The sequence below is a fragment of the Staphylococcus carnosus genome (genome assembly GCF_900458435.1).
In the GTDB taxonomy this organism is placed as follows: Bacteria; Bacillota; Bacilli; order Staphylococcales; family Staphylococcaceae; genus Staphylococcus; species Staphylococcus carnosus.
The window spans coordinates 1,682,673-1,698,119 of sequence record NZ_UHCT01000001.1 but is presented as its reverse complement, the minus strand read 5'-3'; the positions used below and the strand labels follow the sequence as shown (position 1 = coordinate 1,698,119).

The 15,447-nt window shown below is 32.8% G+C and carries 14 protein-coding genes; 10 read left to right on the top strand and 4 right to left on the bottom strand.

Translation table 11 applies throughout. From position 1 onward, the window contains the following. Positions 1–29 precede the first annotated feature (29 nt). Entirely contained in the window at positions 30–1,661 is a 1,632-nt protein-coding gene (locus tag DYE31_RS08115; RefSeq protein ID WP_015900119.1) for a hypothetical protein, read from the bottom strand. A gap of 391 nt (positions 1,662–2,052) precedes the next feature. Next, positions 2,053–4,668, bottom strand: coding sequence for a YfhO family protein (locus DYE31_RS08110; protein ID WP_015900120.1), 2,616 nt, complete (start codon positions 4,666–4,668; stop codon positions 2,053–2,055). Between the two features lie 256 nt (positions 4,669–4,924). Between DYE31_RS08110 and DYE31_RS08105 the strand changes: the two genes are divergently transcribed. Both DYE31_RS08105 and DYE31_RS08100 read left to right on the top strand, forming a co-directional pair. Further along, complete coding sequence (locus tag DYE31_RS08105) at positions 4,925–5,782, top strand: ABC transporter substrate-binding protein (RefSeq protein WP_015900121.1); 858 nt, start codon at positions 4,925–4,927, stop codon at positions 5,780–5,782. A gap of 155 nt (positions 5,783–5,937) precedes the next feature. Further along, positions 5,938–6,345: a GyrI-like domain-containing protein gene (locus DYE31_RS08100; protein ID WP_015900122.1), complete on the top strand. Its 408-nt coding sequence runs from the start codon at positions 5,938–5,940 to the stop codon at positions 6,343–6,345. A 51-nt stretch (positions 6,346–6,396) separates the two neighbouring features. Here DYE31_RS08100 and DYE31_RS08095 read toward each other — a convergent pair whose 3' ends face one another. Both DYE31_RS08095 and DYE31_RS08090 read right to left on the bottom strand, forming a co-directional pair. Further along, positions 6,397–7,287 (bottom strand): alpha/beta hydrolase, encoded by an 891-nt coding sequence (locus DYE31_RS08095; RefSeq protein WP_015900123.1) that lies wholly within the window; start codon positions 7,285–7,287, stop codon positions 6,397–6,399. Between the two features lie 53 nt (positions 7,288–7,340). After that, positions 7,341–8,102 carry a DeoR/GlpR family DNA-binding transcription regulator gene (locus DYE31_RS08090; protein WP_235851279.1) on the bottom strand — a complete coding sequence of 254 codons (762 nt, stop codon included), beginning with the start codon at positions 8,100–8,102 and terminating at the stop codon, positions 7,341–7,343. Positions 8,103–8,367: 265 nt separating this feature from the next. On the opposite strand from DYE31_RS08090, the gene DYE31_RS08085 reads away from it, so the two are divergent. The 8 genes from DYE31_RS08085 to DYE31_RS08055 all read left to right on the top strand — a co-directional run bounded on the left by DYE31_RS08085 (position 8,368) and on the right by DYE31_RS08055 (position 15,337). Beyond that, positions 8,368–9,030 (top strand): ABC transporter ATP-binding protein, encoded by a 663-nt coding sequence (locus tag DYE31_RS08085; protein WP_015900125.1) that lies wholly within the window; start codon positions 8,368–8,370, stop codon positions 9,028–9,030. Then, positions 9,020–10,645 (top strand): ABC transporter permease subunit, encoded by a 1,626-nt coding sequence (locus DYE31_RS08080; protein WP_015900126.1) that lies wholly within the window; start codon positions 9,020–9,022, stop codon positions 10,643–10,645. Before DYE31_RS08085 ends, DYE31_RS08080 begins: the two co-directional genes overlap by 11 nt. Continuing rightward, positions 10,642–11,457 (top strand): extracellular solute-binding protein, encoded by an 816-nt coding sequence (locus DYE31_RS08075; RefSeq protein ID WP_015900127.1) that lies wholly within the window; start codon positions 10,642–10,644, stop codon positions 11,455–11,457. Before DYE31_RS08080 ends, DYE31_RS08075 begins: the two co-directional genes overlap by 4 nt. After that, on the top strand, positions 11,445–11,654 hold the full coding sequence (locus DYE31_RS12900) for a hypothetical protein (RefSeq protein WP_041612968.1): 210 nt from the start codon (positions 11,445–11,447) through the stop codon (positions 11,652–11,654). The genes DYE31_RS08075 and DYE31_RS12900 overlap by 13 nt, the downstream gene beginning before the upstream one ends. A gap of 13 nt (positions 11,655–11,667) precedes the next feature. Next, positions 11,668–12,762 carry a 2-aminoethylphosphonate--pyruvate transaminase gene (locus DYE31_RS08070; RefSeq protein WP_015900129.1) on the top strand — a complete coding sequence of 365 codons (1,095 nt, stop codon included), beginning with the start codon at positions 11,668–11,670 and terminating at the stop codon, positions 12,760–12,762. Positions 12,763–12,766: 4 nt separating this feature from the next. After that, positions 12,767–13,552, top strand: a complete 786-nt coding sequence (phnX, locus tag DYE31_RS08065; RefSeq protein WP_015900130.1) for a phosphonoacetaldehyde hydrolase — start codon at positions 12,767–12,769, stop codon at positions 13,550–13,552. Between the two features lie 130 nt (positions 13,553–13,682). Next, entirely contained in the window at positions 13,683–14,552 is an 870-nt protein-coding gene (gene ylqF, locus DYE31_RS08060; protein ID WP_015900131.1) for a ribosome biogenesis GTPase YlqF, read from the top strand. Beyond that, positions 14,552–15,337, top strand: coding sequence for a ribonuclease HII (locus DYE31_RS08055; protein WP_015900132.1), 786 nt, complete (start codon positions 14,552–14,554; stop codon positions 15,335–15,337). The genes ylqF and DYE31_RS08055 overlap by 1 nt, the downstream gene beginning before the upstream one ends. The last annotated feature ends 110 nt before the right edge of the window (positions 15,338–15,447 follow it).

Below are 15,447 nucleotides of genomic sequence, written 5' to 3'. Positions count from 1 at the left end.
TTTGTATTTAAATAGGATTTAGTAACGGGTTATTTTTTAAAGGAATCTATCTCTATAATTTTTGTAGTTTTATCAGGATTTGAATGAGTTTGTCTAAAGCGCTCATATTCGGAAATAGTATGACCTCTTAGAGTCCATAACCGTAAATTTCGATAAAGATTTAAAGCATGTTTGTTTAGATTTTGAAGTGAAGCCTTCTTAAACAAGCCTTGAGTTTTCCAATCTTTAACGGTATCTTGAATATCATTTTCAAAAGGTAATGTTTTTATACATGGAATAATTAGTTCTTCAATAATTAGTAATTTAATGAGAGGTGTTGGATTTTTTTCTAACTCGGATGGGATCTGAATGTGTCTTTTAAAAAAGTTGATGCTGTCTTGAATTTCGAATTGATTTATATATGAAGATTTCGAATTAAAATCGATAAGTTCATTTAATGTTTCGGGTAGATAATATGGAATATTATGGTAAATCTCACTTAACATTGAATATGCATCTTGTAAGATAGGTTTAACAAAATATCCTTCCGCTAATGATTCATCCTCAATATCTTTAAAGAAAAGTTTGATTTCTTTCTTAATTTCAAGGATAGATTTAGGATTATCGAAATATTTATCGTACAATAACTTTACGATTTTTAAAGGAACAAACCCATATAGTTGAAGTAAAGCATCATAAAATTGAAATTTGTGATCTTCACTCTCATTTTCACTATTAAATAAATCGTTATATAAATGATCATTATTTAATGCTTCTATTAATTTGTCTTCATCACTTTCATTCAATTCATTGCGAATCAATGCTTTTAGAAGTTTAGTTTCTTCTTCGACAGACATAAATTTTGCTGAATAATTGTGAAGTGTACTTTCTAATATAGTTACTGGATTCATGTTTTTTGAATTGAAATAATTTTTGAGATGGAGGAAGACGTCTTTTGGGAGATACATAATTTCGTACATAGTATTTTTGAAAATCATAAATGTTGCGAGAGATTGGTTTTCTTCTGTGGCACCTAAATAGCTGTTTCTATCTTCAAGCACCATAAGAGAAAATAAAATTTTGATAGAAGGAATCATTTCAAAAAGTTTTTCAAGTATATAAAAATCTTTCAAAACTTCTTGTGCGATGAGTTGGCAGTTTTCTTTTCTGCTTATTGGATTCGTGATTTCAATTTTTAGGATTTTAGTAATAAAAAACAACTCTTTATTACTAAAATGCTGATTTAAACAATCAGATAAAGTAACAGCTTCATATTTTCTGCGATGTGATTCGGCTAATGCATAATAACCAATGTTTTTATAAATATTGTTATTTAAGTCAGGGATTTTGTGGAATTTATGATTCAAGATAAAGTGGTTATAATCATTTAAAAAATAGGGGGAGATGAAATATCGATTTTTGCCAAGCGGAATGAAATAGTCGGTATCATGTAAATGAATAAGCTTTTGAAATATCGGTCGCTCAATAAAGATAAAAGGAAGATTGGTTAAAAGTGCTTGTTCAATCATCTTTATTTCGTGTTTATTTAATAATCCGATTAATAATTTGAATAAATCTTTATAGGATAAGCTTTCGGATACATGCAATGATTTTTTGATGTCTAATTGCTTTATTAAATTTTGTAAATCCGATTTTGATTTAAAATGGTTTGATTCGTTCAAAGAAATACCTCATTTCTAGTTGTCTAAGTTATTGTTTGTGTGTGAAGGTAATTGTTATGAAATTAAAAAGTGATTGTAATGCTGACAGAAAAAAGAAGGGAATGACGTTACAGGATAAAGGTTTCTTGCAAGTCTGCTATCAAATAGAAATAACGGGGTAGAACAGCTTTATTGATACAACCTGATTTCATTAAATTAAAATGGAAATTAGATTGTTAAGAATATTATAATGAGAAATCAGTAGTTTGTATATAGAGTTTCGAACAATTTTAAAATTCATATTGCCAATAAAGGACAGTTGAGAGTAGAACAGCAGATAGAATTTGGGATTTTTATTTAGAAACAATGAAATCGTTGGAGAAAAAATTTTCTCCAACGATTTGAATTTTAATTATTTATTTTTAAATGACTTTCTTTTTAACCATCGAGCCCAGATTATAGCAATAATAATACCGATAAAAGTAATGACCATAAAAGTTTTGAAGAATGGTTGTTCGTATTTCAATGAAATATGTGTTTGACCACTTTTAACAGGTATAACACTCATAATTCCATTTGCCTTTTTAACATCATACTTTTTGTCGTTTATTTCTGCATATAAACCATTTCTGTAAGCTGTTGGCAATACTAAATAGCCGTGAGCTGATTTTGGTTTTGTGATTTCTAATCCACTGTTTACCTTTTTAACTTTTACTGGGGTCACTTCATGTGATGCTTGTTTCAGTGTTTGATAGTTTTCACCATATATTCCTTTTACGGAAAGTCGGTATTTGCCTTTAGGAAGTTGGATATTAAGATCAGGAGAGGCTTTAACTCTCATAGTGACAGGACTTACGAAGCGTCTGTATTTATAATCTAATCTATTACGCTTTTGCTGGTATTCATTCACTTTAACATAATGTTCGCCTGACGGTGATAATCGTTCAATATCCATTTCAACATACATATCTTTATATTTATCAGCAATTGATGATGGTAATTGTAATGTCATGCCGCCTCGATTTTTGGTGACTTTGATATGATTCTTATCGAGTTGTTTAGCCTGATTTAAATGAGACGTTGTATCACTGAGTAAATTAGGATTATTTTTGAATTTAGAATTACCTTTTTTAGCGCCGTCCCATACTACACCTTGCAACATTGCTTGTTCTCGATCTAAAGGTGATTTAAGTTGTTTCATACTATATGTTTTGGTTGTAATGTGAGCGCTTGGATAATGAATTTGATTAGATGAATGTAAGAAATTACCATCTTTGCCGTCTTTAACTTTATCTTGAAGTTTAAAACCATACGGCATATTCATATCTGAGCCCATTTTAAAGCGGTCAGTAACATTCCATAATGCCATCATATTTGCACGATTATTGAATAAACGATACGTGCTGTTTTTATCAATAGGCATATTAATCTGCATTGTTTTATCATAGTATTTCAATATGTTGCCATCAAAAATACTAGAATAAAGTGAAATACCATTATAGCCGTATATCAATGGTGAATTTAAACCGAATATACTCATGTAATCAATACGCATTAAATCATTGTTGTTTTTCTTTTGTATCTCTTTTATTTTTTTATTTAGAGGATGACTAAAATAATCATACTTAGTCACTTGTTTTTGATCAGTTTGATATTGAAAAAGTATATTATTGTTATAATCCCAAGCCAGCCAAAGTTGTTGAAGGATAAATAAGCTTACTAAAAGGATTTTTATCCAAAAGTTTTGTTTACCTCTTAATAAGAGTACTAGTGCAATCATTAGAATAAAAATAAGTACTGTACTCATCCACCAATGCCATTTGCCTATAGCGAAATGATAGGAATAAAGAAAAATTCCAATAGCTGGAAGACTAGCAGCCAGTAGGGATGTTATTGATAATTCGGATAAATGTTGAATCATTAAGGCGGTGATAATAGCAGCACTCAATGCCAACATATATACCCAGCGCCTTTGCGGAATCGACATTCCATTGAAAAAGCTATCAAAGCCGTTTGTGAAAGAGCCAATCAAGAAAATCCAAGTCATAATCGCAAATAAGCGGAAATAATAATGCTTATATAATTTAAATTGCAACAATGCGATAATGACTAATAATGATAAAACAATATGAAATCCAGATAAAAATGTTTGTTTTTCAGTATCAAATAAATTTACAAAAAAAGGATATTCTACTGGATTTTGTTTGCGATCATTTTGTAAGAAAGAGGTTACACCATTTGTAAAACCCCAAATGCTAATGAGCAAACTAATTACTAACGAAATTATTGTTGTATAGATTTTTGACCAACGGGTCATAATATCATTTTTGTAGGTGAAGATGGTTCTATAAATAAAATACGCACTAATGATAATTGCTTCATAATAACTGAAGTAGAAATTAGATATTAGTGTGAGTGATAAACCAAAAATAAGCGTGCCTGCTTTTCGCTCTCTAAATAATTTTTCTACACCTAGCAAAGTGATTGGAAAATAGATTAAAACATCTCCATAAAAAGACCATGTAAAATTAAAATAGAACATTACATTTGAAGCAGCATAAAGCATACTTGCGATTACGGCAGTATATCTTTTCAAATGATAATAGCGCATTAAATAATAAGCAGCGATAAATGTAAGGCAGGCTTTGAAAATTGAAAAGAATAACTGGTTGCCTGGCCAAAATTCAATCGTATGCGGATTCATATGTAATGCATGTTCTGCAATCCAAACAAAAAAGAAATTAACATATGTGAGCGGCGAAGTAGAATAATAATAAGCCAAATCTTTCATATAATCGCCGCCTAGCCCGAACGAAATATCATAAAAACTAGAAAGATTTGTAATATGGTTATACAAATACATTTGAAATGGCATCATTTGTCTGAAGCCGTCTCCTTCTCCGCTATATACAAAATGATGTCTAAATACAGCATTGAATGCGGGGAGAAAGAAAATCAATATGAGTACAACACTTACTCCGGCAATTTTTAGAAAACGGATAAGTTTATTACTTAAGGATGATTTCATCTAAAGTCGCTCCTGAAATTAATTTATAGGTATGTATATTTACATATGTAAAATTTTATAATTCAATATACCCATTTTAAATTAAGTGTTAACAAAATTTCATCTCAAAAGTATCATTTGAATATTAAAAAAGTGTTAATATATATATGGTCTAGCTGACCAATCGTCGGAGTATTTTGAATATATTTAATCAGGAATGATTAAAGTTTCTATGGGTATACTATCATAGAGGGATTTTAAGGAGGTAATTAATAAGATGGTTGAAGTAAAAAATGAAGCTGGTATCACAAAAATTGCAGACAATGTAGACAGAGTAGCTGCTCTGGAATATTCATTTGTAGATGATTTGCTTGCATTAGGTATTAAACCAGCTGCTATTGCCGATGACGGCAGTAAAGAAAATCTATTTGAAGCGATGCGAGATAAAGTGGGGGACTATATCTCAGTTGGGCACAGAAGCAATCCTGATTTAGAAAGAATCAAAGATGCGGAGCCGCAATTAATCATTGCTGATGGTCAACGCCATCATGAAATTTATAGAGATTTACAAAAAATTGCCCCTACAATTTTATTGGAAAGCTTTGAAGGGAATTATAAGGAAAGTTTGAAAATCTTTGAAACGATAGGAAAAGCTGTTTCTAAAGAACAATTAGCTAAACGCTATGTTGCAATTTTCCAACAAAAAATAAACCAAATTGACGAAAAGGTCACAATTGATACTAATTTATCTACTTTAGCCGCTGTTGTTACTGATGATTATATCGTCGGTCATGATTCAAATAGTTTTGTCGGCCAATTTTTAAAACGTTTAGGATTTAAAGCGGCAATTACGCAAGCTGATTCTAATAAATATCCTGAATATAAAAATGGGCCTTATCTTAAAGTAACAGATGAGCAATTGTTAGAATTAAACCCTGAACGTTTGATTTTAATGGTGGATAAAAAAGATGAACCAGCATTAGAAAAATTACGTCAATCAGAGGTTTATAATACAATCAATGCGAAGAAAAATAATCGTATCCACATTGTAAATCGTGAGTTATGGGCAAAAACTCGAGGATTAATTGCTGCTGAATATATTATTGATGAAATCGTTAATTTTAAAGAAGGATAAACAAAACCTTTTTAAATGAAGAACGTGTTGAAAGTAAAGCTGAGGATTTCCAGAAAAAATCTTCAGCTTTACTTTTTTTCTATTAAAAAGTTAAAGTATTAAGCAATTAGGGTAATTTAAAATATTACAATTAAGTACAATGAGAGGCGATTAATATGGAATACGAAATTAAGCATATAGATTCAACAAATGTTATAGGTATATTAAGTAAATATGCCACAATGCAAGATGCGCAGCAAGGTTTGCCTAAAGCGTGGGAAGCATTCAATAATTCAGATAAACCAGAAGAATTAAAAGCGTTAAGCAATGCTGTAACTTCAGATAAAAAGTCAGTCGCTGATCTGCATCCTTACACATTACCTGAAGGTGATTATATTGTTGCAGATGCGATAGGACCACTACCTTATACTTTGCAGAAAACAACAGAGCAACTTTATAATCCTAACTTTTTATCTGATTTAGGTTATAGACACCGTGATGCACCAGGTATAGAATTATATCCGCATGGTAATACACAAGTTGATGATTATGTAGCACAGGTATGGGTGCCGATTGAAAATTAATAAATAGAATGATAAAAGGTGTGCTTTCAATTTTGAGCACACCTTTTTAAGTTAAATTGTATTTTCTTTGAAAAATTTGACATATTCATCTGTGGCTTCTTCGAAATAATTATCTGAATATATCTCAAAATGACCACAGTTGAATTCACGAATTGTAGGTTTTTGTGAACGTTTAGCATGTCGTATTGTTGTTTTTGCAGGTGCTAAATTATCATTACTGCATACAGCGTAAAATATTGGATTATTGATTTCTTGTGCGTAACGCCCAGGTGAATATTTAAGAAATTCAAAAATCGTAGCTGCTTGTGCTTTATTTTCAAAAGTAGAACGTTCGGGAACAAGTTCTAAATATTGTTGATAATCTGGCACAGCCATTAAAGATATAGAACCAGGTTCGCCAGCTAGCGGTACCATGATACTGTGATAACTACTGATAGAAAGCAACTTCTCAAATAGTGCTAATAATGTGAGTTTTGATTCACTTTTTGAAGATATTGCTTTTAAAGTTGCGAAAGTATCTGTATAAGGGCATTGTGTAATCGTTGCTGTAATATCATTACGCATTGATGAAAGTGTCATAACATGTCCTCCACTGAAAGAAGTACCGAATAACAATAATTGTGTTTCATCAATACTATCAATAGACTTAGCAAATTTGATTGCATAATTCCAATCTTCTAGTTGATCTTTAACATTAATATATTGTCTTCTGTTGCCGCCGCTATTTCCAAAGTTTCGATAATCAAATACTAAACTAGCAAAGCCTGCTTCAGCAAACTTAGCAGCATAGTCATCTAAACGCATATCTTTTACTCCGCCTAATCCAGGGGCCATCACAATAATAGGTGGTTTTTCAGAAATATCAGGAAGATAAAACCACGCACTGCATGGCGTACCGTCTGAATCGAAAGTGACATCAGATCGTTTGAATTCGTAAGCCATAAAGAACACCTCTTATTAGAATTAATACTGCATATACTTATTGTAAAATGCATTTATAATATTACTATTCCCTGATTTTTAATGTTTTTACACTCTATTTCCGGTATTTTCCCATCACTGATTAATTTAGCAAAGTCATTGAGATTACCTATTTTTGCTGTTACGACTTCATCAATTTTACTGCTATCTGCAGTTAAGTATTTTTCCTGAGAAATTTCAAGAATTCGACGTCTAGTTTCTACTTCTTCGAAACTAAAATCAGTGACACCATGGGCAACTGAGATGCCGCTGCAACAAAAGAATCCTTTATTAATATTTAGTCTTTCGAAGTTAAAAAGAAAATCGAATTGAGTTAACGATTGTTCAGAAGATCTTACTTTTCCTCCGATAGAAACCAGTGTATGGTTTTGATTGATGCATTGAACTAAAACAGGAATTGAATTTGTGATGATGGTCAAATTTTCTTTAGTATCTAACATTTTAGCAATTTGTAATGTTGTAGACCCGCTATCTAAAAATATACAATCTCCATTTTTAATAACATCGACTGCTTTTTTGGCAATCTCTATCTTTTCGGATAAATGTTTTTCTAGTCGACGTTCGATTGCAGACTCACCATTTACTTCCTTATTAATTCGTATTCCGCCATATTCTTTCAATACGAGGTCCTCTTTGACTAATTGTTGAATATCTCTTCTTAATGTCTCCATGGATATTCCCAAGTCTTTATGTAAGGTTTTTAATTCTAAAAATTCATTTTGTGCTAATAAATTTATTATTTCAGTACGACGTTCTCTAGGTAACAAATGACACACTCCTTTGTAATTTTAATTGAAATATACCATATTTATTAGTATGTTGGTATAAAGTTGGTAATAAGTTTGTATAAAGTTAATCAACACTTACACATACTTAACACTGACTTAATATTTCTCTCCTATACTTTGAATATATCAAAGTAGGAGGTGCGGGTTGTGTTAGCACTAAAAAATGTAAGTAAAAGTTTTAATGATAACGAAGTATTGAAAAATATAAATTTAGATATTAAATTTAGATATTGAAAATGGTGAAATTATAGCTTTGCTAGGACCGAGTGGATATGGCAAGACAACATTACTCAATATGATTCTTGGTTTAACTGATGTCTCTAAAGGTGAGATTCATTTTAATGGAAAACCAGTCCATAATGTTCCGATGAACAAACGAGGCTTTAACATTGTCTTTCAAGATTATTGTTTATTTCCGCATTTGAATGCTCGAGAAAATATTTTGTATGGCTTGAAAAATACTAAAAAGAATACTGATTCTAAAGAAATAACAGATTTAATCGAACTTCTTGATTTAAGACCACATCTTGATAAAAAAATCCATGAACTTTCTGGAGGCCAAAAGCAACGTGTTTCTATAGCTCGAACGATTGTAATGGAACCTGAGGTTTTATTAATGGATGAACCTTTAAGCGCATTAGATGGGATGATTAAAGAGCGTATTAAAGACATGATTGTAAAGGTAGCTAAATCGTTATCGCTTACAACTATCATTGTGACACATGATCCAGAAGAGGCACTTACAATGGCTGATAAAATTGTTGTAATTGAAGATGGTGAAATTGCACAATATGATACTCCGAATATGATAATTAAACAACCAGCCAATCAATTTGTAAAAAAGTTCATCCTAAACCAGCTCGAGATTAAACGTCATAATATTTACACATTATTTGGTGAGCAACATGGCGCATAAATTATGGAGTCAGCGTATTATTCAAATTTTACTGTTTGTGTTTTTTATCGTGTTTTTAGTATTGCCTGTAATTGTTTTACTGGGACGCTCAATTATCGCAGATGGTCATATTAGTAACTTATATTTTAAAGAAGTGTTATCAAACCCGGATGTTACAACTGCACTCATGCGAAGTTTGAAACTGTCATTATTAACGGCAATTATTACAAGTATCTTAGCCTTTTTTGCAGCATACGCATTGCAAACGACTGCAATACAACAATGGTTGAAAAGTTATTCTAATGGCATGATGGTTTTGCCGATGTTAGTTCCTACAATTACCTATGTTTTTTTATTGATGTATTTGTTTGGAAATGAAGGTATTATCGCAAAGTTAATAGGGCAACCTCTATTTACAATTTATGGTGAACATGGCATGTTGATTGGTTATGTCATTTACACTTTGCCAGCTGCTTTTATTATTATCAATAATGCATTTCAGTATATTGATCAACGATTTTATTATATTTCTCAACTCATGCAAGATAGTGGGGTACGCAGGTTTTATCACACAATATTAAGACCTATGTTTATTCCGATTGGCAATGCATTTGTTTTATCTTTTATTTTAAGTTTTACAGATTTCGGGATACCCGCTTCAATCGGCGCAGATGATACTATGATCTCCATCTTGTTATATCAAACAATTCTAGGTTCAATTCCTAAATTCGCGCAAGGTGCCGTGATTGCTTTTGTAATGCTAATACCCGCACTATTCGGTTTTGTTTTTCTTGCAGTAATCGAACGATGGAATGTCAGTCACCAGGCTGCTGGCCACCATCAACCAGAAAAACGTCCTGTGCATAATTTTGTAATCAGCATACTTTTATTCGTGTTATGTACATGTATATTAAGTATTTTTCTTGTCATGATTGTTGTACCTTTTACTGAAAATTATCCTTATAAAATGGGCTTCACATTAAAACATATCGTGGCGCTGTTTAAGGATGAAATTTTAATTCATGTTTATATCCAATCTGTATTTGTAGCAGTTTGTACAGCGTTATTTGGTACCATCATTGCTTTTTTCAGCGCAGTCATCAATAGCAGAACCAAGTTGAAAGGCAGAAAAGCAATTAATTTAATAGCCATGCTGACGAATACAGTTCCTGGTATGATTCTTGGACTTTCCTATTTATTGTTTTTCCAAGGCAGCTCTTTAAAGGGCACATTTTTAATTGTAATTTTAAGTATTATTGTGCATTACTTTACAACACCTTATTTAATGGCAAAAGGTGCAATGGATAAATTAGACAAGTCGTGGGATATTACTAGTGCTTTACTGCAAGATAACTGGTTTGAAACGCTCTTTAAAATTATTTTGCCTAACATGAAATCAACCATTATAGAAATAGTAAATTATTATTTTATCAATGCAATGGTAACAATCAGCGGCGTTATATTTTTAGTTTCAACATCAACACAGATTGTTTCGACTCAAATCAACCAGCTGCAGCATTTCAATCGTTTCACAGACATATTTATTCTCTCTATTTTAATTTTAATAACGAATTTAGCAGTCAGACTGATCAGCACCATATGGATGCGTTATGAAAAAAGGAGGGAAATGTCATGAAAATTAAGCTTGTGATACTTGGGATTATTTGTGCAGTATTATTGTATTTTTCATATGTAGGACTTGGTGCCTCATCTGACAAAATTATTATCCAGACGAATGCGGATGAAGAAGCAATTGCCGCAATGGAAACAGCGTTAGATCACCATGGATATAAAGGTCAATATATTGTTCAGCCGCAATCTACTTCTGAACTCGGCGGGAAAATTATGGCTGAAGGAAAAAGTATTGATGCTGATATTGTTACGCAAGCCAGCTATTATTTGGAAAGTGCACAAAAAGAGCACCATATGTTTGTGCCGATACATTCGACGATGAATCAACATGAACTTAAACAATATCCTGACTATATGTCTCCAATTTTAGGGAATATGGGGTCACTATTTGTTAATACTAAAGTATTGAAAGAAAAACATTTACCTGTACCTAAAAGCATTAAAGATTTAACCAAACCAGAATATAAGAATGAAATTTCATTTCCGAACATTATGGACTCTTCAACAGGATGGCTGCTATTGCAAGGGGTTATTAGTGAATACGGAGATAAAGAAGGTCAGCAAATTATCAAAAAACTGATAGTAAATGCTGGACCTCATTTGGAAAGTTCAGGCTCAGGACCACTTAAGAAAGTACAATCTGGAGAAGCGGCAGTAGGGGCAGGACTTAGAAACCAAGCAATCGATGCAGAAAAAGATGGAGAACCTATTAAGTATATTGACCCATCTGAAGGCAATTTTTCATTAACAGAAGCTGCTGCAGTTGTAAAAAAGGCGGCAAGAAACAACAAAAAGCAGAGAAAATGGTTGAAGTGATTCAAAAATACGGACGTAAAGATTTATTAAAAGAATATCCAGTGCCATTGTACAAAGGGGAAAAAGTTTCTAAAGAAATGGAGCCTAGCTACCCTGAAGAATGGAAAACACCTTTAACCGTAAATTTACTGGATAAACACCAAACAATTTTTAATGACGCTAAAAAAGAAGCAGAGATTGAAAAAGATAAAAAGTAAAGGAGTTTTCATAATGACACAAACATATAAATTGCTGACACCGGGACCATTAACAACAACAGATTCAGTCAAAGAGACAATGTTGGAAGATAGATGTACTTGGGATGAAGAATATAAACAATTAACGCAAGATATCCGTCACAGATTGTTAGAAGTAGCAAGTGTTTCAGCAGATGATTATACCGCTGTTTTACAACAAGGAAGCGGTAGTTTTGTAGTAGAAAGTGTGCTGCAAACAGCATTAGGAAAAGATGATCATGTGCTGATTATAAGCAACGGTGCTTATGGTAATCGTATGATTGATATGGCCAATGCAATTGGGAAGAAAGTCACAGAAATGCGTGTAGCGTATGATGCTGTTCCGGACTTTGAAAAAATAGAAGAAATCATCGAACAAGATCCGTCTATTACACATGTGGCCATGGTACATTGTGAAACAACTACGGGTATTTTGAATCCTTTAGCGCCTTTGTCAGAGATTGGAAAACGTAAGAATGTATCTTTGATTATTGATGCGATGAGCAGTTTTGGCGGTATACCTATAAAGGTTAATGATTTAGGTATTGATTATTTAATAAGCAGTGCGAATAAATGTATTCAAGGTGTGCCTGGGTTCGGTTTTGTGATAGCGAATAAAGAAATATTGAAGCAAACACAGGGTAATGCAAGTAGTATAGCATTAGATTTATTTGAACAATGGAAGGTAATGGATGTTGACGGCAAGTGGCGCTTTACTTCTCCGACACATGTCGTTGCTGCTTTTCAAGAGGCACTGATTGAATTGGACGAAGAAGGCGGTACGCCTGCAAGATACCAACGATACAAAGATAATAATAATTACGTTATAAAACACTTAAAAGAGTTGAATTTCCAACCTTATATCGATGATGAATATCAGTCGCCTATTATTACCACTTTCTTATACCCTGATAAAGATTTTGTTTTTGAAGATTTTTATCAATACATGAAAGAAGCAGGTTTTGTATTATATCCAGGCAAATTAATGGATACGCCATCGTTCAGAATCGGCAATATCGGTGACTTGCATCATAAAGATTTTGTTTCATTAGTAGATAATATTCAAAAATATATGAATGAAAGGGATTGATTTCATGTTAAATAAAATAGAAGGTGTCATTTTTGATTGGGCAGGTACGATGATTGATTTTGGTTGCTTTGCGCCTGTTCATGTTTTCATTGATATTTTTAAAGATGCAGGCATAGATGTAACGATTCAAGAGGCGAGAGAGCTTATGGGGATGTTGAAACGAGATCATATTCAAGCCATGTTAGAGATGCCGAGAATTCAATCACTTTGGGAAGAAAAGTACGGTAAGAAAGCAACTGAAACGGATATTGATCAACTTTATGAGAAGTTTGAAGACCAGTTGATGGAAACATTAGAAAATTTCACTACTCCTATTCAAGGCGCCGTGGACACAGCAAATTGGCTGAAAGCGAAAGGTATTAAAGTAGGTTCTACGACGGGTTATACAAAAGAAATGATGGAAGTCGTAAAACCTAATACAGCGTTGCAAGGTTACCAACCAGATAATGTCGTAACTGCTGATATGGTTGGAGGATTCGGCAGACCTTATCCGTATATGATATTTAAGAATATGGAAGATTTAGAACTTCAAAGTGTTAAACATGTTTTAAAAGTCGGTGACACGGTGTCTGATATTCAAGAAGGTGTTAACGCAGGTGTTATTACGGTAGGCGTAATAAAAGGCAGTTCAATTGCTGGATATAATGAAGAGGATTGGCGAAAACTTTCTGAAGATAAGAGGGTAGAAATCGGTATGAAAGTGAAAGAAAAATTTGAAGCTAATGGTGCAGATTATATTATTTACAGTATTGAAGAATTGCCAGGATTAATTGAAGAAATAAATAACTAAGTGAAATTTTTCCGCATACATCTTTTATGGTATTTATGCGGATTTATTAATTTTTTCAACAAAAAAGAAATATAGTATAATTAAGAGAATCTGAAAGAATCAATAAAGTAATACTGAAAGGTGATGAATGATGGTTATACAATGGTATCCAGGACACATGGCAAAAGCCAAACGTGAAGTGTCGGAACAATTAAAGAAAGTGGATGTTGTATTTGAATTGGTAGATGCACGCATTCCTTATAGTTCTCGTAATTCAATGATAGATGAAGTGATTCAAAATAAACCACGTGTGGTTATTTTGAATAAAAAAGATATGGCAAATTTAAGTGAAATCTCCAAATGGAAAGATTATTTCAGAAGTAAAGGCTATTATCCTGTTGCAGTGGATGCTAAGCACGGCAAAGGACTTAAGCAAGTGGAGCAAGCTGCAATTGAAGCGACTAAAGAAAAGTTTGAACGTGACAAAGCGAAAGGATTAAAACCGCGCGCAATCCGTGCCATGATAGTAGGTATTCCTAATGTCGGCAAATCAACTTTAATTAATAAGTTAGCGAATAAAGCAATTGCGAAAACAGGTAATACACCAGGTGTTACCAAGCAGCAGCAATGGATTAAAGTAGGTAAGTCATTACAGTTATTAGATACACCAGGGATTCTCTGGCCGAAGTTTGAAGATCAGACTGTGGGTAAAAAATTAAGCCTAACAGGTGCAATTAAAGATAGTATCGTTCACTTAGATGATGTTGCTATTTATGGTTTAGACTTCTTCAAAGAACATGATGTTGAAGCACTGCAGAAGAATTTTAATGTAGATGTTGATGCTGATGCAGAGAACATGGAATGGTTTGATGCAATCGGTCGCAGACGAGGTGCTTTACAACGTGGAAATGAAGTAGATTATGAAGCGGTTATTGAAATGATTATTAATGATATCCGTAATGGAAAATTAGGAACACATAGTTTTGATATTTATAAAGAAATGGCAGACGAAGTTAAATAATGGCACATTCTATAAAAGAAGTAAAAGCGTTATTAAAAGAAATACACAATTTAAAAGCACTTGATGCATCAGAATGGAATAAGGATGAACGTAAAGGTGTGCAGCAAGCCATTGCCAGTCGTCGAAAACAGTTGGAAAAAGAATCGGCATTGGTTGCGCATTATGAAGAAATGACACGCTATGAAGAAAATATATTGAGTGACAACCCTGAAGCGGTGATATGCGGTATTGATGAAGTTGGCCGTGGACCGCTTGCAGGACCTGTTGTGGCTTGTGCGGTCATTTTAAATGCGGATCATGCTTACTATGGATTAGATGATTCTAAAAAAGTGAGTGCTGCCAACCGCCAAAAATTATCTGAAGCATTAATAGAAAAGACAACTGCATATGCATATGGTATTGCAACACCAGAAGAAATTGATGATTTGAATATATACCAAGCCACACAAGTTGCGATGATGCGTGCTATTGAAAATCTAAATGTTACGCCTACACATTTATTGATTGATGCAATGGAACTCCCATTAGACATTGCTCAAACTTCAATTATTAAAGGTGATGCTAAGAGTGTTTCGATTGCAGCGGCGAGTATTTTAGCTAAAGAGCATCGAGATACTTATATGCGACAACTTGCAGAACAATATCCAGGTTATGATTTTGAACATAATGTCGGTTATGGAACGAAAGCACATTTAGAAGGAATAAAACGTCTAGGTATTATTCCTGAGCATAGAAAATCTTTTGAACCGATTAAATCAATTGTTCTTGAAAAATTAGACATCTAGGATAAAAATGTTGTGCAACTTTGTGTAATTTATAATCAATCATGAAAACTGTTTCAAATAGTAACAAACTCTTATGAGGCTAGCTTTGGCGCTTATATTAAAATATTAAC

Coding starts and splice junctions, on each gene's coding strand:
- DYE31_RS08100 (WP_015900122.1), top strand. CDS start 5,938: ATGGAATACGAAATTAAGCATATAGATTCAACAAATGTTATAGGTATA.
- DYE31_RS08080 (WP_015900126.1), top strand. CDS start 9,020: ATGGCGCATAAATTATGGAGTCAGCGTATTATTCAAATTTTACTGTTT.
- DYE31_RS08055 (WP_015900132.1), top strand. CDS start 14,552: ATGGCACATTCTATAAAAGAAGTAAAAGCGTTATTAAAAGAAATACAC.
- DYE31_RS08095 (WP_015900123.1), bottom strand. CDS start 7,287: ATGGCTTACGAATTCAAACGATCTGATGTCACTTTCGATTCAGACGGT.
- ylqF (WP_015900131.1), top strand. CDS start 13,683: ATGGTTATACAATGGTATCCAGGACACATGGCAAAAGCCAAACGTGAA.
- DYE31_RS08110 (WP_015900120.1), bottom strand. CDS start 4,668: ATGAAATCATCCTTAAGTAATAAACTTATCCGTTTTCTAAAAATTGCC.
- DYE31_RS08070 (WP_015900129.1), top strand. CDS start 11,668: ATGACACAAACATATAAATTGCTGACACCGGGACCATTAACAACAACA.
- DYE31_RS08105 (WP_015900121.1), top strand. CDS start 4,925: ATGGTTGAAGTAAAAAATGAAGCTGGTATCACAAAAATTGCAGACAAT.
- DYE31_RS12900 (WP_041612968.1), top strand. CDS start 11,445: ATGGTTGAAGTGATTCAAAAATACGGACGTAAAGATTTATTAAAAGAA.
- DYE31_RS08075 (WP_015900127.1), top strand. CDS start 10,642: ATGAAAATTAAGCTTGTGATACTTGGGATTATTTGTGCAGTATTATTG.
- phnX (WP_015900130.1), top strand. CDS start 12,767: ATGTTAAATAAAATAGAAGGTGTCATTTTTGATTGGGCAGGTACGATG.